15 protein-coding genes are annotated in these 18,774 nt (G+C 71.2%); 8 read left to right on the forward strand and 7 right to left on the reverse strand.

The window, feature by feature from the left end:
* The first annotated feature begins 890 nt into the window (after window positions 1-890).
* From EV371_RS34245 to EV371_RS10155, 5 genes are all read left to right on the forward strand, one after another.
* The gene (locus EV371_RS34245) at window positions 891-1,016 is read left to right on the forward strand and encodes a hypothetical protein (RefSeq protein ID WP_486484561.1); all 126 of its coding nucleotides are present in this window, start codon (window positions 891-893) and stop codon (window positions 1,014-1,016) included.
* 170 nt (window positions 1,017-1,186) lie between these two features.
* A complete protein-coding gene (locus EV371_RS33345) occupies window positions 1,187-1,342 on the forward strand; it encodes a hypothetical protein (protein WP_165436652.1) in 156 nt (51 codons plus the stop codon).
* A 17-nt stretch (window positions 1,343-1,359) separates the two neighbouring features.
* Window positions 1,360-1,836, forward strand: coding sequence for a hypothetical protein (locus EV371_RS10140; RefSeq protein WP_486484562.1), 477 nt, complete (start codon window positions 1,360-1,362; stop codon window positions 1,834-1,836).
* Window positions 1,833-4,229: a recombinase family protein gene (locus tag EV371_RS10145; protein WP_486484563.1), complete on the forward strand. Its 2,397-nt coding sequence runs from the start codon at window positions 1,833-1,835 to the stop codon at window positions 4,227-4,229. The genes EV371_RS10140 and EV371_RS10145 overlap by 4 nt, the downstream gene beginning before the upstream one ends.
* A 3-nt stretch (window positions 4,230-4,232) precedes the next feature.
* Complete coding sequence (locus tag EV371_RS10155; RefSeq protein WP_130461824.1) at window positions 4,233-4,664, forward strand: DUF1801 domain-containing protein; 432 nt, start codon at window positions 4,233-4,235, stop codon at window positions 4,662-4,664.
* 208 nt (window positions 4,665-4,872) lie between these two features.
* Here the strand turns inward: EV371_RS10155 and EV371_RS10160 are convergent, their stop codons facing one another.
* Window positions 4,873-6,075: a DUF5937 family protein gene (locus tag EV371_RS10160; RefSeq protein ID WP_207230450.1), complete on the reverse strand. Its 1,203-nt coding sequence runs from the start codon at window positions 6,073-6,075 to the stop codon at window positions 4,873-4,875.
* Between the two features lie 17 nt (window positions 6,076-6,092).
* On the opposite strand from EV371_RS10160, the gene EV371_RS10165 reads away from it, so the two are divergent.
* Window positions 6,093-7,154, forward strand: a complete 1,062-nt coding sequence (locus tag EV371_RS10165; RefSeq protein WP_486484564.1) for an MBL fold metallo-hydrolase — start codon at window positions 6,093-6,095, stop codon at window positions 7,152-7,154.
* 112 nt (window positions 7,155-7,266) lie between these two features.
* Here the strand turns inward: EV371_RS10165 and EV371_RS10170 are convergent, their stop codons facing one another.
* Window positions 7,267-9,990, reverse strand: coding sequence for a tetratricopeptide repeat protein (locus EV371_RS10170; protein ID WP_130461825.1), 2,724 nt, complete (start codon window positions 9,988-9,990; stop codon window positions 7,267-7,269).
* 223 nt (window positions 9,991-10,213) lie between these two features.
* Here EV371_RS10170 and EV371_RS10175 point away from each other — a divergent pair, with 223 nt between their 5' ends.
* Entirely contained in the window at window positions 10,214-11,497 is a 1,284-nt protein-coding gene (locus EV371_RS10175) for a chymotrypsin family serine protease (protein ID WP_130461826.1), read from the forward strand.
* A 72-nt stretch (window positions 11,498-11,569) separates the two neighbouring features.
* On the opposite strand, the gene EV371_RS10180 is transcribed toward EV371_RS10175, so the two are convergent.
* On the reverse strand, window positions 11,570-12,511 hold the full coding sequence (locus tag EV371_RS10180; RefSeq protein ID WP_130461827.1) for a cysteine peptidase family C39 domain-containing protein: 942 nt from the start codon (window positions 12,509-12,511) through the stop codon (window positions 11,570-11,572).
* Window positions 12,512-12,780: 269 nt separating this feature from the next.
* On the opposite strand from EV371_RS10180, the gene EV371_RS10185 reads away from it, so the two are divergent.
* Window positions 12,781-13,608 (forward strand): DUF72 domain-containing protein, encoded by an 828-nt coding sequence (locus EV371_RS10185; protein ID WP_207230727.1) that lies wholly within the window; start codon window positions 12,781-12,783, stop codon window positions 13,606-13,608.
* A gap of 77 nt (window positions 13,609-13,685) precedes the next feature.
* Here EV371_RS10185 and EV371_RS10190 read toward each other — a convergent pair whose 3' ends face one another.
* The 4 genes from EV371_RS10190 to EV371_RS10205 all read right to left on the reverse strand — a co-directional run bounded on the left by EV371_RS10190 (window position 13,686) and on the right by EV371_RS10205 (window position 18,256).
* On the reverse strand, window positions 13,686-15,518 hold the full coding sequence (locus EV371_RS10190; RefSeq protein ID WP_165436653.1) for an Hsp70 family protein: 1,833 nt from the start codon (window positions 15,516-15,518) through the stop codon (window positions 13,686-13,688).
* 147 nt (window positions 15,519-15,665) lie between these two features.
* Complete coding sequence (locus EV371_RS10195) at window positions 15,666-16,178, reverse strand: Hsp20/alpha crystallin family protein (RefSeq protein WP_130461830.1); 513 nt, start codon at window positions 16,176-16,178, stop codon at window positions 15,666-15,668.
* A gap of 133 nt (window positions 16,179-16,311) precedes the next feature.
* Window positions 16,312-16,917 (reverse strand): response regulator, encoded by a 606-nt coding sequence (locus EV371_RS10200; RefSeq protein WP_130465798.1) that lies wholly within the window; start codon window positions 16,915-16,917, stop codon window positions 16,312-16,314.
* A 31-nt stretch (window positions 16,918-16,948) separates the two neighbouring features.
* The gene (locus EV371_RS10205) at window positions 16,949-18,256 is read right to left on the reverse strand and encodes a histidine kinase (protein ID WP_130461831.1); all 1,308 of its coding nucleotides are present in this window, start codon (window positions 18,254-18,256) and stop codon (window positions 16,949-16,951) included.
* Between the last annotated feature and the right edge of the window lie 518 nt (window positions 18,257-18,774).

Consider the following 18,774-nt stretch of genomic DNA (forward strand, 5'->3'; position numbering starts at 1 on the left):
AGAGCAGCAGACCCGACCCACCACGGCGAGGATCACCATCTGCCGACCCGACGTGCCGATCGTGATCCGATGAAGGCGCCCGGTGGCTGCGGGCATCCGAGCCCTGATCGAGGCCTCCTCACTGTGGAGGGCTTACGGCTGATCACCTCTCCGTGGTGACGAGCGCTGCTGCGGTGGGGACGATCGGACGGGGCGAGCAGGCGGCGGGGACGAAGGCCGTCCGGCGCGGACGGCGGACGGGGACGGTGGGGGTCGTACTGGTTGGTGCGGACGGCCTTGCAGGACGAGGCGCGGACGGGGTCGGCGGACGGGGCGTGTCGGCGCACCGCACCTCATGGCGATCTCGTCCACGGCCCGAGGTGGTCAGCCAGGCCACGCGTTCAAGCAAGAGATGATCTTGTTTAAGTAGGTGGAGATTCTGTGCAACCTGTCACTGATCGCATTGGAGCTTCAGGCCGCTCCCGTGCCGGCGGAAGTCGGCACCTCAGGGGTCTGACCTGTGTGTTCAACCCGTTGAGGATCTTGTTCAACCTGGGCGGCTCGGGGACGCGAGTTGTTCGGCGCGGGGCGCGGTTTCCAATCCGAGGCCCGGATTTGTAATCCCTTAGTGTCAGCGCTCGTCGGCGGACGTGGCTCACACGCCCATGCCGAAGCCCAGTTCCACCGCCCCCGGCGACCGACCCCAACCGGCACCTGCCGAGTTCCTCCTTCCCCCTACCCACGTCCCCCGCACCCCCGATCCGGGCGTACCGGACGGGTACGAACCGTCCGCCCCTGAGCCCGGCGACGGCAGACAACGCAGGGCGTCGGCCCCGCCCGGTCGGGAGTCTCCGGCTCGCGGTGACGGGCAGTCGGCAGAGGTCACGGTCGCCCGCGGTGATGCACCGGAGGTGCGATTCGACGTCACCGTGCTCGACGGCGACGCCGGTCGGCGGCTGGCCATGCTGCAAGCCGAGGTGATCCTCGACGTGCTGACCTGGCTTCACGAGCAGCGGCACCACGCCGAACCCGTCTGACCGGGCGCCCTCCGGGCCACTCGGCGTGCCGTGGCCGGTGTTGCCCTCGGGGCGGTCTTGATCCCTTCACCGAGTTGAGCGGTGATCGACGTCCACGGGCCGACCGGCAACGCCGGCGGTCGGCCCGTGGCCTGACCAGGCACCAACCAACCGCAGGAGGTACGCGCGTCATGTACGCCACTGTCACCCGCGACGACACCGGGCGCATCGTCGTCTACGGCCCCAACCACACGCCGGCCATCGCACCGAACGATGGGGCCGTCACCGTCGCCATCTGCCCATCGGGGGCCGCTGACCGCACTACCGGCACTCTGGCCGAGGCATGAACATCCACCGCGCGACAGTGCTTCCGCGTGTGGCGTTCTACGGCCGGACCGCCGAGGCCAGCGACCTCGCCACGGCGGCCCTCGTGGTCGGCGGTCAGTACCAGCAGTGCGTCTCGGTGCTGCCCGACGGCGCGATCACGGCCGTGTTCTCCGAACTCGGTACCCGGCCTGACGACCGGCGGGCACCCGCCAACCTGTTCCTCGACCACGAGCGGGAGATCAGCCGTGACGATGGTCTGGATGACCTGCTCACCGAGGCGAACCGGCCAGAACGCCGATTCGACTTCGTGATCAGCACCGACCTCCACCGCCTGTCCCGCGACACGGTGACGAGGACCGCGCTCCTGCGCACGCTCGCGGTCGCCGGCATCGAGTTCCTCCACGCCCCCGAGATCCGCGACGGTGACCGGCTGCCGGTCATGCCATGGCGACTGCGCAGCGTCGACTACATCAACGCCCTGACCCAACTCATCACCGAAGGAGGCGACCAGTGACGAGCACCCTGCCCGACTGGCTACGCCCACCCGCCACCACGCCCGTACCCCAGCGCACGATACGGGTCGCGTTCCTCGGGCGTACCTCCACCGACGAGCAGCAGGACCCCACCCTGTCCATCCCCCGGCAATTGACCAACTCCGAACGGGCGCTCCTGCCCAACATGGTCATCGTCGCGTGGTTCTGGGACGTGGAGTCCTCCCGCAAGGAACTCAGCCAGCGGGGCCGAAGCACAGCGTGGCAGAAGTTCAACATCGGCGTCCGCCGCGACGGCGGCCTCGCCGACATGCTCGCCGAGGCCACCTCACCGGATCGCCGCTTCGACGTCGTGATCTGCGAGTCGATCGACCGCATCGCCCGCTGGACCCACCAGGGCACCAAGATCGAGCACGACCTCGAACTCGCCGGGGTGCCCCTGCTGGCCGCCGACGAGCCGATCACGCAGTCGAACAGCCGCAAACGCGCCGCCCAGGTCCTCCTGCGGCGTACCAAGCAGGGCGTGGCCGAGTGGTACATGATCGAGATGCTGGAGAAGTCGTGGGACGGCTTCGAGGAACACACCAGCCAGGGCTGGAACGTCGGCAAGCCCCCGTACGGCTACCTCGCCGAGAAGCACAAACACCCTGTCCCCGGCAAGCGGGCACAGGGCAAGCACAAGACGAAGCTGAAGATCGACCCGGATCGCGGGCCGGTGGTCGAGCAGATCTACGCCTGGCGCATCGACGAGAAGCTGTCCTACCGAGCCATCGCCGACCGGCTCAACACCGACCTCGACCGCTACCCGCCCCCACAACCCGTCGACCCGGCCCGCGCGGTCGGACGATGGACCGGCTCGGCCGTCCGCGAGATCCTCGTCAACCCCAAGTACACCGGCCACATGGTCTGGAACCGACGCTCGACCAAAGACAAACTGCACCCCGGCAAGGTCAACCCCCGTGAACAGTGGGTCGTCTCCCAACAGCCCACCCACCCGGGCATCGTGCCAATAGAGACGTTCCTCGCCGCGCAGAACGTCGGCCGATCGCGGGAACGATCCCGCGCCGACGCCCGCCACGGTTCTCCCAACCGGCACCGCCAGACCAAACGGGTCTACGCGCTTCGTTCCTACGTCTGGTGCGCGCCGTGCCAGCGGCGCATGTTCGGCCGCACCGTCACCCAGTACACCTACTACTCCTGCCAACCCCGAGAGAGGGCCATCCCCGAAGGCCACCCGAACATGATCTCCGTGACCGAAGAGGTGCTGCTCGACTTCGCCGATCGGTTCTTCAACACCTACGTCCTTGGCCCCGACCGAGTCCAACTCGCCACCCGCAGCCTCGACATCACCGCCCAACAAGCCGCCGAGGAACAGCGGCGACAAATCGCGGTACTGCGACGGACTCTGGACGACATCGCCGCTCGCCGCCGTCGCCTCCTACGGGTCATCGAGGAGAACGACGACCCAGACGGCAGCGTGTTCGCGGAGATCGCCGAGCGACGAGCCGAACTCGACCGTGACCGCGAGATCAAGACAGCCGAACTCGCCCACCTCGAAGAAACCATGCCGGCCGACCCCGGCAGCGCCGACATCCTCGCCGACCTTCCCGAGATGGAAATCAAACTCAGCCTGCTACCCACGGACCGTCTCCGTCGCCTCCTGGACGCCTTCGCCGTGCAGATCCACCACGACGTCCGCACCAACCAAGTCTCGTTCCGAACCACCGTCAGCCAACACGCCACCCCACACCTGGCCCGCCTAACCCACGCCACCGTCGCCGGTCCCCGTACCGCCACCGGCCACACCAGCACAGACGACACCGCCCCCGACGACGACGGCGGGGGCGGTGACTATTTGCAGTTCTGTGACATGCCCCGCCGGGGGCACCCCGAAGATCAGCGGAAACGCCCGCCGACCCGCCCAGCCCTCCTATGCCCGATCCCAGCGGGACCGCAGCTCGCAGCGCCAACAGTACGCCGGCACGCTGCCCGCTATATATTCGCCGATATGGCAACAACTATCGAGTTCGTGACTATCGAGGTCACTGATACCGCCGCGGCGGAGGCCTTCCATACCAGGGCCTTCGATGTGGCTGACCGGGTGTTGGTGGGCGCGTCGCAGGCGCCGTCGACCGGCTTCCGGGGGTTCACTTCGTCGCTGGTGGTGTCCCAGCCGGCCACCGTGCGCAGTCTTATCGACATCGCGGCCAGCGCCGGTGCCACGGTGCTGAAGCCGGCGGCGAAGTCGCTCTGGGGCTGCGGCGGCTTAGGTCAGGCACTGGACAAGCGCGCCGCGCTCGTCAAGACCGGCGGCGTCCCGGAAGGCGGCGCCGGATCGCACCGACTCCTGGTCCGCGGAAACGCCGGAGCGTTCACCGACCCGGACGGATTCGTCTGGGAAGCACCGAAGGGCTGAGCCATGACAGACCGCAAGAAGAAGGCCGACGCCGAGCCCAAGCTGCTCTCGGGCGGCAACCCGCAGATCCCCAAGGGCGAGGGGAACGGCCCGGTGCGCGACTACATCGCCGCCATGCCCGACTGGAAACAGGACATCGGGCAGCGCCTGGATGACCTGATCGTCGGCACCGTGCCCGACGTCCACAAGGCCGTGAAGTGGAACCAGCCCTACTACGGCCACAAAGACAAGGGCTGGTTCCTGTCGTTTCGCTGCTACACGCAGTACGTGCAGGTGGCGTTCCTCAAAGGGACCTCGCTCGACCCGATGCCCCCGAAGCCGTCCAAGCACGCCGAGGTGCGTTACGTCGATATCCGCCATGGCGACGTCCTGGACGAGGACCAGCTCCGGTCCTGGATCGAGCAGGCCAGCAACCTTCCCGGCGAGAAAATGTGAGGTGACGGCTCCAACCTCTCATGCACGTGACCCGGCGAACCCGTCTTCTGCACGGGCCTGTTCGTGCCCACCGGCACCCCCGGCGAATGCCGCGTCGTCAGTCTGCCGCGTCGTCGGTCTCGGCTGATCGTTCACCTGGCGCCTGGAGTGTGTGTGACCTTGTCGTCGGGCTTTGACCTGGTGGACGGGGTTGGTGGTAGCGGCCCGGTTATGCCGATGTTGGCTCGCCGCCATGGCCGGCAGCGTCCACCACGGCGAGCAGCGCGGCAGACTGTTCGGTGCGTTGGTACAACACGCGATGCCCGGACCGTCGTCCGGTGACCAGCCCGGCTCGGCGGAGCCGGGCGAGGTGGTAGGAGACGGTTGCCGCGCTGAGGTGGTGACGGGCAGCCAGTTCGCTCGTTGAGCGAGGTGTGTCCAGGTCGTCGAGCAGGGCGGCCCGGCGGATTCCGAGCAGTGCCGATTCAACCGCCGGTGCGTCCGGGGCGGCCCAGACCCGACCTCGCCCCCGCGCCGGATAGCCGAACATTGCCTGGCCGGCTGTTCCGAGCCACAGCGCCGGTCCGGGGAGGAACACCGACGGGACCAGGACCACGGCGGTCGCCGCATCGAGGTTGATGTTGAGCGGACGTCGCATGGTGAACCGCGTACCGTCCCAGTCCAGGAGAGCATGAAGATCGTTGAAGACCGCGCCGAACCCTACCCGACTGGCCACCTCCGCTCGGTGCCGAACGTCCACGTCGAGGATCTGGTGAAGCCCAGGCCAGGAACCGGCCATGATCCGCCGCCAACAGCGCGCCAGCTGCTCGGCGACGCACTCGGCCAGCGTGGATTCTCCGGCCGCGAGCACGTCGGCGACCGCAGGCGACAGCGGAGCGCGGGGGTCATGGCCGGGCCGAGCACCGGTACGGCGCAACACCTCCGGGGAGGGTGCGCCGATCCGAAACGCCATCTGCAGCTGCTGCCGCACCAATTCCGGCGACGTGGTGGAAACCGCCTCGAGTTCCTGCGCCAGCGTGGGGGCGTACTCAGGTGAGACCGGCACCAGGAAATCGGGCACGTACCACGACGAGTGGTTTATCAGTCCGACCAGCACCGCGAGATCGGCGACGTCGGTCAGCGGCCGGGTCGCCGTTACCCACCACTGGGCGTACGGCGTTCGCTCAGGATGGCTCAGCACCTCCAGCCCGTTCGTCAGCTCGGCAAGCCGGGACAGCACGAATCTTGACCTGCCGAGGCCAGCGGCGTCCACCCTCACGCTGATCACAGGCCCAAACACCCCCCGTACTTTCGAAAATCCTCGAATCGTTGGCGCTGTACCATCGCGGGCTGCTCGACTTGCCCGCACCCGATCGACTACCGCTGGTCGGAGCCGAACCCGCCGGCCGAACCGGAACCGTTCGGCGGTCAATTACCCGAGGGAGAGCAGTGAGCAACAGCCGTCACCCGATCGCACGCCGAACATTCCTGCTGGCAGCCACCGCCCTTGGCGTCGGCGCGTCCCAGTTTGGCAGCCAGACCGCCGCGTCGGCGACCAGCACCGTCGCTGGCCTCGGCCACACCACAGCTGGTACCAGGCACGGCCACACCGCGACCGCCATCCGGTCGGTCGGTGGCTTCGACGTCATGGCACTGTACGACGCGGCCGGCTCGTTCTTTACGACCCGGCAGACCGCTTTCCCCACCGCGACACCTGCCGACTGGAAGGCAGCCGCGGACCTGGATCCCGCCGCGTTCGGCCCGAACGACGAGTGGAACCTGGATTTCCGGTGCTACGCGATCCGGCGGCCGGGCGGTCGGGTGATCCTGGTCGACACCGGTGTGGGCCCGGTCGGCAGCCCGGCGTCGAGCTGGGCGCCGGTACCGGGCCACCTGCCAGAGCGGCTTGCTGAGGCAGGTATCGAAGTCAACGACGTCGACATGGTGGTGCTGACGCACGTACATAGCGATCATATCGGTTGGTCGGTTTTGCCGGATGGTACGCCAGTCTTCCCCAATGCCCGGTATGTGCTCCAGCGCAACGAGGTGATGGCTCTGGAAGCCGGCGACCCGGCGCTGCTGAGCTACGTTGTCGAGCCGCTTCGCCGGACCGGGCAACTATGGGAGGTGCGGGGAGCGGCCTCGCTGGTCGGGCGCTCGAACGGACCCGCCGGCCGCGCTGGTACCAGGGTTCGCGTGGTGCCGACCCCGGGACACACACCGGGGCACCAGTCCGTGCTCGTCGAGCACAGCCGACGACAGATTGCGATCACCGGCGACGTTCTGGTGCACGCCGTGCAGTTGGTCAACCCCGACGTCGGCTACCTGTACGAAGACGACCAGGATTCTGCCCGCCGAAGCCGAAAGGCGCTGCTGGCCGAGGCCGGCTCCCGCCGTGCCCTGCTCGCCACCGCGCACCTCAAGCAGCCGTTCGTGCGGGCTGCGCCCCACTGCCACCGGTCGGACAGTGTTGCCCGAGGGACTCGCCGGAACGGCGGCGGCCCGGACTGAGGCACCGCCAGGTCGATTGCGGCCGATTCGGCGCTCCTGGGCGGTGCCTGCTCGGCACCGACAATCGATCCCGGCTGCTCCCGGCGCGGGGAGGACGCCTTCCTCGACCTGCTCACCGGGCCTGACCAGTTCGGGGAACATCCGCTCCGCTTTCTCCGCCGGGGTGCGGAGCATCCTCGGATCTGCGCTGCGGGTCGTCCCGGCCCCACGAGCCGAGCAGCCTGTCGGCCCGCTTCTCAAGGATCCGGAACCCGGTCCGGCGGGCCTCGGTGAGCGCGCGCTGCCCGTACTCGCGGGCCTCGGCCGCCCGGCCGAGGCCGTGCCACGCGGCGGAAAGGCCGAGGAACGCCTCGATCCGCGGAAAGGGGTCGTGGCTGGCGCGGGTCTGTTCGAGAGCCAGCTCGTGGTGCTGCACGGCGTCCCGCTCCTGGCCGAGGTGGTGGTAGACGGCGCCGAGCGTGTTCAAGGCGTCAGCCTCGATCCGGACGTCACCGAGCAGACGGGCCTGAGCAACCGCGGTACGTGCCAGATCCAGCGCCTGCCGGGACTGTCCGTGGTCGCGGTACACCTCGGCGAGGTCGCGCAGGGTGTATGCCTCCGCGCCGCGGTCGCCGGCCTGCCGGTTCAGCGTCAGGGCAAGGCTGAGGTGGTCCAGGGCCTCGTCGAGCCGGCCGGTGGCGTGACAGATCTCGCCGAGGGTGCTGAGAGCCGCGGCCTCGGCCTGGCGTGATTCGGTCTGGCGTGATCCTGCCTGCTCGGCCTGTGATCCTGCCTGCTCGGCCTGGCGTGATCCTGCCTGCTCGGCCTGGCGTGATCCGGCCTGCCGCCGCCGTGCCAGTGCTCGGGTGGCCGACTCGAGAGCCTCGGGAAACCGGGCCAGATACCAGTACGTTCGGGCGAGGTGGTTGAGGGTGAGTGCCTCGCCGTCGAGTGAACCCACCCGGCGGTACAGCGTCAACGCGCGACCGTAGACCTCGGCGGCCTGCTCCAGCTTGCCGGCGTCCCGGTGCACGGTCGCGAGTACGCCGAGGGCGGTGGCCTGCCCCTGCTCCCACCCGCTGCGTTCGGCGAGGGCGAGGGCGGCGGTGCAGTGCGCGATCGCCTCGACGTACCGCCGCTGACGGTGCTCGATGTTGCTCAGGCTGAGCAGCGTGCTGGCCCGGGCCCGCGGGTCGCCGTCGGCCTCGGCGGCGCGCAGCGCGTCCCGGGTGGCGCGGGTCAGGTCGACGGTGTGCATGCGCAGCCAGAAGTAACTGCGCAGCGTGTCGGCCAGCAACCATGCGGTCGACCGGGGTCCGTGTGCGGCGGCGTACGCGATGGCGGCGACCAGGTTGCCCCGCTCGGCGTCGAGCCAGGCCATCGCGGTCGCGGCGTCGTCGAAGGCGGGTGCCGGAACCGCCGCCACCGGTACCGGAAGGCGTAGCCGGTCCGGGTAGAGCAGCCTCGCCGCCGCGTCGGCCCGCTGTAGGTACCGGTCGAACAACCGGCGCAGCGCAGCCTGTCGTACGTCCGCGGTGTCCTCCGTTCGTGAACTCTCCGCGGCGTACTGGAGCAGCAGGTCATGGCTGGTGTATCGGCCCGTCGAATGTTCCGTGAGCAGGTGCGCCGCCGCCAACCGCTCCAGCAGCCGGCCGGCGACGGTCGTCGTCGTCTCGACCAGCGCGGCGGCGGACTCGGGGGTGAGGTCGGGGCCGGGTACCAGTCCGGAGAGCCGGAACAGTCGCCGCAGGTCAGGGGCCAGTGCCCGGTACGACAGGTCGAAGGTGGCCCGCACCCCGGACTGCTCGTCGTCGATCTCCAGTCCCGCCAGGGTGTCGCGGCGCAACTCGGCGACGTGGTCGGCGATCCGGCGCCCTGGCCGGTCGATCACCGCGGCCGCGGCGAGGCGCAGCGCCAGCGGCAGGAACGAACATGCCCGGGCCAACTCGCCGGTGGCGTCGGGCTCGGCGGCCACCCGGTCGGCGCCCAGGATCCGGGCCAGCAACAGGTGCGCCTCGTCGGCACCGAGCACGTCCAGGCTCAACCGGCGGGCACCCTCGCGCGCCACCAGGCCGGAGAGCCGGTCCCGGCTGGTGACCAGCACCAGCGAACCCGCGCCGGCCGGCAGTAGCGGCCGGACCTGCGCGGCGTCCGCCGCGTTGTCCAGCACCACCAGTACCCGGCGGTCGGCCAGCAGCGAACGGTACCGCGCGGCCGCCGACTCCTGCTCCGTCGGTATCTCGTCGGCCGGCACGCCGAGGCTGCGGAGGAACTGGGCGAGCGCCTCGACCGGCAGTACCGGATCGCTTCGCGCGTATCCGCGCAGGTTCGCATACAGTTGGCCGTCCGGGAACCGCTCGGAGACCTGGTGCGCCCAGTGCACGGCGAGGGCCGTCTTGCCCACTCCCGCCGTACCGGCGATCACCGCGACCACCACCGGCGTCCCGTCGCCAGCCACCAGCTCAGCCAGCCATTTGAGCTGGTCCCGACGGCCCGTGAAGCCGAATGCCTCCGCGGGCAACTCCCTCGGCACGGCGGCGGGGGGCGGGGGTGCGCCGGGAGCGACCACCGCCAGGTCCGCCTCGCGGGCCTGCACCTCCCGGGCATGCCGCCACAGCCGGCCGAACTCGTCGACGTCGCCCCCGAGCCGGGTCACGATCTCCTCCACCACTGCCCACCTGGCGAGGCGGGGCAGGCTGAATGCGTCGTGGATGGTGGTCGGGTTGATCCCCCGGGGCCGGCGCTCGCTGCGGCTGGCCCGCTGCAACTCGCGCATGCTCGGCCAGCCTGCCGACGCGTGCAGGTCATGCAGCCGCTGGTAGTAGAGCCGGATCGGCCCGTCCGGCACCAGGGGCATCCTAAGCCGTCCTATCGGTGCCACCCCCACGCACAACCGGAAAGGCGTCCATCGATGTGAGTATCGCAGCTGCCCGACGGGGTGTCAGTCGCGTGGGGACGCGGTCGGCTGACTGTCAGCGACAGTCCTGACGGCCGCGAGCCCTGCCGCCGGCGCCGCAACGCCGCCATCCTCGGAGCACAGCCATCGGGATTCACCGATGGGCGCTAGGAGGAGACAGCGAATGGAACCCAGAACCCCTCTGACCGGTGGTCGCCCGCGTGGGTTGATGATCGCCGGCGCGGCCATGCTCCTCGCCGCACTGCTGGCGGGACCCGCGAGCGCGGCCGCTGCCCCGGACGCGGTGTCGGACGCGGCGTTGACCGGACCCGCCGTCGACCAGGGCCTGCCCGGCGGAGCCGTGGAGACCATCGCCCGGGCCTATCGTGCGGCGCACCCCGAGATGTCGCCGGCGGCGGCACGCAGCGCCGCCGCGCAGCAGACCAGGCGCAGGCAACTGCACAGCAAGGTCATCCAGGACCCGGCGACGTTCGGCGGTGCCTGGTTCGACCCGCCGTCCGGCGTACTGCACGTCGCGACGACGACCAAGGCTGCCGAGGCGGCCACGGCGGCACTCGGCCGTGACCTCGGTGTCCGCGTACAGACCCACCTCGTGAGCCGCAGCTTCGCCGAACTCGAGCGCTCGGCGGAGGCGCTGCGCGCCGGTACCGACGCCCTCGGTCTTGCCGCCGAGGACAACGTGGGCATCGACGTCAAGGCCAACCAGGTGGTGGTCGCCGTACCGGCGCGACAGCTGTCCGCGCTGGGTTCCCTGGCAGCGGGGGACGGAGTGGCACTGGTGGCGCGAAGCACCGTGCGGGACGTGCCGGACGTCTGCACCTCGCGCAGCAACTGCAACGACAGCCTCCGGGCCGGCCTCATTGTCGCGCCGTCGGGGTGCTCGCTGGGCTGGATGGCGCACGACACCCGCACCCCCAACGTGCGGTGGCTGATGAGCGCCGGCCACTGCTCCACCGGCGTCGGGGTCACCTGGTCGACCGGCGGCACGAACATCGGCCCGCTGCGCGGCGCCACGAACAGCGGGCGGGTCGACGTGTCCTTCATCGAGGTGACCAACTCCACCTACGCCAACGACAGCATCGGCCGGATCTACTCCCACAACTCGGCCAACCGTTTCATTCGGATCAACGGCGCCGCGACCTCGATGGCACAGTTCGTGGTGGGCGAGACGGCGTGCCTGGCCGCGAACGCCACCGACCTGACCGGGACGAACCGCTGCGGCGTGATCGGCTCGGTCAGCGACCCCGACCGGCGGGGCATGGTGCGCGTCGACAACGAGGATGCCTGCGGCGGTGACAGCGGTGGCGGATGGTACGAGCTCAACGCCGACGGCACCCGGATCGCGCTCGGCATGCACAGCAGCAGTTCCCAGTCCTGTCACGACGAGTCCGGGCACTCCAACTTCACCCCGCTGCCCGCGATCGGCAGCATCTCGGTGGACGTCTGAACGAGGGCTCGGTCGTAGGGGGTCCGCCGGGGCAGCCCGGCGGACCCCGCCGTCCGTCCGCCGGCCCGGCGGTTACGGCGTACCGGGCTGCGGCCGTACGAGGGCGGCGTGCAACCGGTCGTAGGTGGGGGCGAGTTCGCGGAGTGCGGCTGCCGCCGCCGGGAAGTCCCGGACCACCATCGGATGCTGCATCGAGCCCACCAGCCGGGCCTGGGCCGCGGCGATCTCCGCCGCCTCGACGTATCCGGCCAGCAGCAGGCAGTCCGCGGTGTCGCCGAGCCGTCGCGCGCCGACCCGGATCGCGAAGTAGATCAGGTGTTCCCGCAGCCCGTCGCCGGCACCTGCCTCCACCATCTGGGCGACCCGTTCCGCCGCCTCGCCGTTGCCGAGGCTGCCCGGTGGCATCGTCGACTCGGCCCGCATGCTGAGCCGCCGGATCGCGGTCGGCACGATCGACCGGATCGCGTCGGCGTCGGCGACCTCCGCGACCATCCGAAAGTCGGTACGCATCGTGTACGGGTCGCCGTAGTCGACGGTCTCCGCCCGCCAGGCGGCCAGAAAGTCGTCGACCGGTACCTGAACGTAGGGGTATCCGTGCGGATCGTGCACGAGTACCCGCTGCTCGGTGACGTCGAGGACCACCACGAAGTGGTCGGCGCCGATCGGTCCGGTCAGCTCGGGATGGTGGCGCAGGTGGCCCATCTCCAGCGGACCGACCCAGACCGGGCCCTTCGCGGCCGCGTCGGCGAGCCGGGCGAGGGCCTGGGCCGCGTCGCCGCCCGCACTGACCGTCGAGGTCCAGCCGATCGCCGCCAGTGCCTGGTCGAAACCCAGTTCGGGATTCCAGCCGTACGCGTCGAAGAACACCGTCTTACCGCCGACGAGTTGCATGCCGAACGGTCCACCGGTGGCGACCTCGATGACCGCCGTCGACGGGGCGTGCTCGCCGAGCAACATCGCGAAGGAGTTGGCGTAGCAGTACGGGCCGCTGCCGACATAGGGGGTATGACGCATGGCAGGACCTTCCGTTGGACCGCGACCGGGTATCCGACGTCGAAGAGCACGCCCGTGCCGGGGCGGACCTCGTACGGGTGGCCGACGCGGGTGACACCCGGCCGCCGTCGATCCACGCATCCACCCCGTCGTACGCGCGCAGAACCCGGCGCGGTGCCGGTATACCGTACCGGAATTGCGGCGGACCAGCCGACCGGTGCGGGGCGGGCCGGTCCAGGGCCGCTCCGTCGACGGAGGGATCTGTGATGCGGCTGGCCGTGGGGTGTGCGATGTGGACGCACAAGTCCTGGCAGGGGCGGTTCCTGGCGCATCCGCTGCCGGCCGCCGAGCGGCTGCGCTGCTATGCCGGTTGGTGTGACGCGGTGGAGGGGAACACCACGTTCTACGCGACTCCGACCCGGGAGACCGTGGCGTCTTGGGCACGGCAGACCGACCCCGACTTCCGTTTCGTGATCAAGGTTCCGAAGGCCATCACCCACGAACACCGGCTCACCGGCGTCGACGAGCCGCTGCGGGTCTTCCTGGACGCGGTCGAGCCGCTCGGTCCCCGGGCGCACGCGCTCTGGATCCAGTTGCCGGGATCGTTCGCCCCCGACGACGTCGCCGTGCTCGCTCGCTTCCTGCGCCGGTTGCCGGGCGCGCACCGCTACGCGGTGGAGGTCCGCGACCCTGCCTTCTTCGTCGACCCGCGCGCGACGCGGCTGCTCGAAGGGGTACTCGCCGACGCGGCCGCCGAGTGGATCCCCTTCGACACCACCGCGTTCTTCCAGAATCCTCCGACCAGCGACGCGGAACGGGACGCCTGGACCAAGAAACCCCGGATGCCGCTCCGGACGGTGGCGCTGACCGACCGGCCGATCGTCCGGTACCTCGGTCGCGACGACCCCGCCCGGACCGTCGAGGGCTGGCGGCACTGGGTCGACGTCACCGTCGGCTGGCTGCGCGAGGGTCGCTCGCCGACCGTCTTCGTGCACACTCCGGACAACGCCGACGCGCCGATGCTCGCCCGCCGGTTCCACGACGAGGTGCGGGCCCGGGTACCCGAACTCGACGCGTTGCCGGAGCCGATCCCGGCCGAGCCGCTGACCCTCTTCTGACCCCGGACCCCGGACCCCTGACCCCCGACCCCTGACCCGGGCCCCGGCGCCGCGGCCTGCCGGCCGAGGTGGCGCGGTCAGCGGACCCGGGCCCATTCGCTGGGACCGGCACCGAAAAGTCGCATCGTGTCGCCGGTGCAGACGTACTCGGTCGGCGTCAGCAGCAGCGACAGCGGCACGCTGGCGTTACGGCTGCTGCCCCGGTAGAGCACGATGGTTCCCTTGGCCCGTACGCCGCTGACGTACTCGATGCCGTTGCGGTGGTAGACGTTGGCCGAGGCGGTGCCCCGGGTCCGCTCCCGCCACCGGACTCCTCGGTAGGTCGCGATCTCGTCGGTGGACTTGTTGAAGTTCAGTGTGACCTTGCCGTCCGCCGTATAGGTCTGGATGATTCCGGCACCACCGCTGAACGGCACGGACTGGTTGTCGATCTTCTTCTCCGACTGCATGCCGAGGCTCCGCCAGGTGCCGATCATGCAGCTGTCCACCCCGGCGGCGGACACCGTCGGCGTGCCGGACGGGTGGGGCGACGCGCTGGCGCTGGGCGTCACCGACCCGCCGGCGCTGACCGGGGCGGCACCGGCCGACTCCGTACCCCTGTTCTGGTCGTGGGTCCCGGCGACGGCGACGGCGACCGCCCCCAGGATGCCGGCGACCGCCAGGGCCGCACCCGCGACCTGGACCCGCCGGGACCGGGACAGCGCCACCCACCGGCCGAACCGCCCGCCCGGTGCCCCGCCACCCGCCCCGGCGGTCGCGGGGTCGGCACCCGTCCCGGCCGTCGCGGGCTCGGCCGGCGGCAGCGGTGCCGTCGCCCCGACCGTGGCGGGACCGCCGGAGTCGACCGAAACCCGCAGGCTGCCCTCGGCGACCACCAGTTCCGGCTGTTCCACGACGCTGGGGGCGATGTCCAGCGCCTGGTGCAGCGCGGTCGCGACCGCCGGCATCCGGCTGGACCCGCCGGAGAGGAAGACCGCCGCGACCGCCGACGCGCCGTCATCGAGGCGGCCGAGCAGGGCGCGGGTGGTAGCGACGGTACGCGCGACGACCGGGGCGGCCAGTTCCGCCAACTCCTCCCGGCCCAGCGGCATGTCCACGTCGAAGAGCGGCACGTGCACCAGGGTCGTGGTGCTGCGGGTGAGCATCTCCTTGCCGGCCCGCGCGTTGGTCCAGAGCTGCTGGCTGGCCCGGCGGTCGGAGGTGGTTTCCGGACTGGTCAGCCGGGCCCACAGCGCCTCGTCCCGGCGACCGATCACGGCACCGATCCGCTCCACGATCGCGGCGTCGACGTCGAGCCCGCCGCAGTCGGCGAGCCCCTCGGTCGCCAGCACCTCGAAGCCGTCGGCGTTGCGGCGCACCACGGTCACGTCGAAGGTGCCGGCGCCGAAGTCGTAGACCACGGCGTACCGCCCGACCGGCAGGTCCCGGCCGGCGACATCGACGAAGAAGTTGGCGGCGGCGACCGGCTCGGCGACCAGCCGTACCGTCGGCAACACCCGGTTGGCGGCGGCCAGCAGGGTCGCTCGGCGGTGCGTACCCCAGGCGGCCGGGTAGGTCAGCACCGCCTCGGTGACCGGTTCGCTGGTGATCAGGCGTACCTCGCTGGCCACCCGGCGCAGTGGTGCGGCGAACAGCTCCTCGACCGACATCTCCCGACCGCCGAGCAGGACGGTGCCCTCGTCGACGCAGCGCTTCGGATAGGGCTCGTAGGACTGTGGCAGCGAGAGCGCGGTGTGCAGCGCGTCCCGGCCGACCAGCAGCCGCTCACCGGTGTCGGCGCAGACCGCCGAGCGCAGCAGCGGCGAACCGTCGAAGAGCAGGGGCCTGGGTTCCCGCCCCGGCAGGGCCAGCACCGCGACGGTGTTGTAGGTGCCGAAGTCGATGCCGAGTCTCGCGCCCACGCCACGCACAGCCATCACGGTACGGGAGCGACGTCCTACTGTGGGCACCCGTCCGGCGCTTCCCGATCGGGACATGGGGCGGGCCCGACCGGGAGCCGGCCGGGCCCGCGAGTGCGAGGGTTGGAAACGGTGGTGCGGGTGTCAGGAACGGTCAGGTCAGGTGGTCGGCTGCCCGTCGCCCGAGCCGAGGGCCGGGGTGGTCGGGCTGCCGGAGGTGACGGCGATCCGCCGGGCTCCGCCGGTGTCGTCGGCGTACGCGCCGGTGACCCGGATCTGGAGTACGCCCGCCTCGTACGAGGCGGTGACCGCGTCCGCGGTCAGGTGCGCGGGGAGCCGGAACGCGCGCCGGAACGAGCCGTACCGGACCTCGCGCAGGGTGCGTCCGTCCCGCTCCTCGGCCCGCTCGTCGCGCCGCTCGCCCCGGACGACCAGCCGGCCGGACTCGACCTCCACGGTCACGTCCCGCTCGACGTCGAGCCCGGGCAGTTCGACCCGGACCACCGCGTCGTCACCGTCCCGGACGATCTCGGCCGACGGGGTGAAGGTCGACGGGGTGGAGCCGGTCGACCGGTCGGCCGGCCAGCCGGTGGTGGTGCCGAAGGCGTGGCGGACCAGGGCGTCGAACTCCGCGAACGGGTCCCGCCGGGTCCACAGCGACAGGGTGCTCATGGCTGCTCTCCTCAGGTGCAATCTGGCCGGTCGTCCCGACCGGCACCTAGGACAACTTGAGTCGACCCGACTCAATTCCCGTTCGGGATCATGGTGCTCCCGCCGAGGGGCCACGTCGTGTCGTTCCGACGGCTCACAGCCAGCCGTTGTCGACGGCGATCCGGTACGCCTCCGCCCGGCTGCCGGCCCCGAGTTTGCCGACCACGGCGGCGAGGTGGTTGCGTACCGTGCCCTGCGACAGGGAGGCACGCCGGGCGACCGCCGAGACCGGCGCGTCGGTACCGGCCAGCCGGAGCACCTCCAGTTCGCGCGGTGTCAGCGGGCACTCGGGTGCGGTCAGCGCCTCCGCCGCCAACGTCGGATCGACGTACCGCGCCCCGCCGTGCACCCGCCGGACGACGTCGGCCAGCGCCCCGCCCGGGGCGCCCTTGGCCAGGAAGCCCCGGGCGCCGGTGGCGAGGGCCCGGCGCAGGTGCGCGGGGCGGCCACGACCGGTCAGGATGACCACCGCGCAGGACGGCAGCGCCCTGGCCAGTTCGGCGGCGACGCCCAGCCCGTCCAGCGCCGGCATCTCCAGGTCCACCACCGCGACGTCCGGGCGGTGCGCCAGCGCGGCCTGCACCGCGGCCCGGCCGTCACCGGCCTGCGCCACCACCTCGACGTCGGGCTCCAGGTCGAGCAGGGCGGCGACGGCGACCCGGATCAACTCCTCGTCGTCGGCGAGCAGTACCCGGATCATGCTCGGCCGGCCCGCGCCGGTGCGCCCCCGCTCACCCGTCCCGCCCACCGCCGTCGTCTCCACCGCCGCCTCCCCTCCGTGATCTCGGAACCCGCGGCCCCGACTCGCCCGCCCGACCTGCCGTCTCCTCGGCTGTCCGTCCCGCGGTCCTCTCGGCCGCCCGTCCCGCGGTCGCCTCGTCCGCCCCGCCGGTGACCGGCACGACGGCCTCGACCGTGAAGACGCCGTCGCGGTGCTCGGTCCGGAGCGTCCCGTCGGCGTCGGCCAGCCGGTCGGCGAGGCCGCGCAGTCCCGAGCTGTGCCGGTCCGGCGCGGCCGGCCCCGCCCCGTCGTTGGCGACGGTCAGCCGGAACCGGTCGGCGTCCCGACCGACCTCGATGGTGCACCAGGTGGCCCGGCTGTGCCGCAGCAGGTTGGTACTCGCCTCGCGCAGTACCGGGGCCAGTTGGGCGGCGACCCCGGCCGGTACGTCGCCGGCCGGCTGCTCGACCGTGCACCGTACGCCCGAGGAGCGCAGTACCTCGGCGGTTGCCGTCAGCTGTTCCCGCAGGTCGATCGTGCGGTAGCCGTGGACCGCCTCCCGCACCTCGGCCAGGGCGGAGACGGCCAGCCGCTGCACCTCGGCGGCCTCCCGGCCGGCCCGGTCCGGGTCGATCGGCGTGAGCCGGGCCACGAGTTCGGCCTTGAGCGCGATCACCGAGAGATGGTGTCCGAGCAGGTCGTGCACGTCCCGGGCGAACCGGAGCCGCTCCTGGGTGGCGGCCAGCCGGGCCTGGGCCGCCCGGCCCTGCTCTGCGGCCACCAGCAGATCCCAGAACCAGACCTGGAACCAGCCGATCGCCGCCACGGAGAGTCCGATGCCGCCGGTGATCAGGAGGTGGTCCGACACCTCGCCACCGGTCGACCTGGCCACCGCGACCGTGACCGTGACGGTCGCCGCCACCACCATGGCCGCGGTCCGGCGGCCGAGCAGCAGCGGCGCGGTACCGACGATGGAGGCACCCAGCCAGGCCCAGGTCGGCCAGCCGCCGCCGGCGACCGGACCGACCAGCGGTACGGAGGCGACGGCCGTACCGGCGTACCCGACCAGCGCCCGGCGCCGGGCCGACGTGGTCAGCCAGGGCGTGAGCAGGACGTACAGCGCCACGATCTGGGCGGTGGCGACGGCGATGATGCCGACCGCGCCGAGCACGGTCCACACCGGGTCCGCCTCGCGGGCCAGTCCGATCCCCGGCATCATCAGCGCGGTCAGCAGCGTGCCGACCAGCGCGACCAGGGTGGCGATCCGGGGGCGGCGCAGCCGCGGATCACGTCTGGGCGGGTCGGGAGCGCTCGTCATCCGCCGATGCTATGCGCCGGCCGCCCAGGCTCGGTGCCCGTGGCTCCGCGACCGCGGCGGACGATTCCCGTTTCCTCGGGGTTCACTTGTAGAGAAACGGGTCACGAGGGTTGCGCCGCCGACGGCGCCGCATCAGGCGTCGTACGACGGATAGGACCGAGCCCAAGGCTCGCGGCCAAACCATTTTCCCCCCAGGGTGTGCGGCGGGACCGGGCGCGGGATAGCTAACATCCCCGCGCAAAATATCGCCTCGGATCGTGCCCGGCAACAACCTGGACCGGTTGGCCTCCGGCCGGCTACCCCGACGCGGGCCGCAACGCTCCGGGCTCGGAAGGTACGCCGTGGGAGCGCGTCCATTTGATCATGCTGGACCTCTTGACGATTGTCGCGCCATCGTATTGAGTCAATATCGATCCGAACGGGCAATGCACCCGACGACGGGAAAGGCAGGGGGTGGCATGTCCGTGTCCCGGTTCGCTTTGGCGTGCCCCGGAGGATTTCTCCGGACCAATGGCGAT

It is taken from the genome of Plantactinospora sp. CNZ321, from assembly GCF_004217235.1.

What these genes read in the sequence shown, in the direction of transcription:
- EV371_RS33345 (WP_165436652.1), top strand. Translation starts at nt 1,187, where the DNA reads ATGTACGCCACTGTCACCCGCGACGACACCGGGCGCATCGTCGTCTAC.
- EV371_RS10155 (WP_130461824.1), top strand. Translation starts at nt 4,233, where the DNA reads ATGACAGACCGCAAGAAGAAGGCCGACGCCGAGCCCAAGCTGCTCTCG.
- EV371_RS10170 (WP_130461825.1), bottom strand. Translation starts at nt 9,990, where the DNA reads ATGCCCCTGGTGCCGGACGGGCCGATCCGGCTCTACTACCAGCGGCTG.
- EV371_RS10175 (WP_130461826.1), top strand. Translation starts at nt 10,214, where the DNA reads ATGGAACCCAGAACCCCTCTGACCGGTGGTCGCCCGCGTGGGTTGATG.
- EV371_RS10180 (WP_130461827.1), bottom strand. Translation starts at nt 12,511, where the DNA reads ATGCGTCATACCCCCTATGTCGGCAGCGGCCCGTACTGCTACGCCAAC.
- EV371_RS10185 (WP_207230727.1), top strand. Translation starts at nt 12,781, where the DNA reads ATGTGGACGCACAAGTCCTGGCAGGGGCGGTTCCTGGCGCATCCGCTG.
- EV371_RS10195 (WP_130461830.1), bottom strand. Translation starts at nt 16,178, where the DNA reads ATGAGCACCCTGTCGCTGTGGACCCGGCGGGACCCGTTCGCGGAGTTC.
- EV371_RS10200 (WP_130465798.1), bottom strand. Translation starts at nt 16,917, where the DNA reads ATGATCCGGGTACTGCTCGCCGACGACGAGGAGTTGATCCGGGTCGCC.
- EV371_RS10205 (WP_130461831.1), bottom strand. Translation starts at nt 18,256, where the DNA reads ATGACGAGCGCTCCCGACCCGCCCAGACGTGATCCGCGGCTGCGCCGC.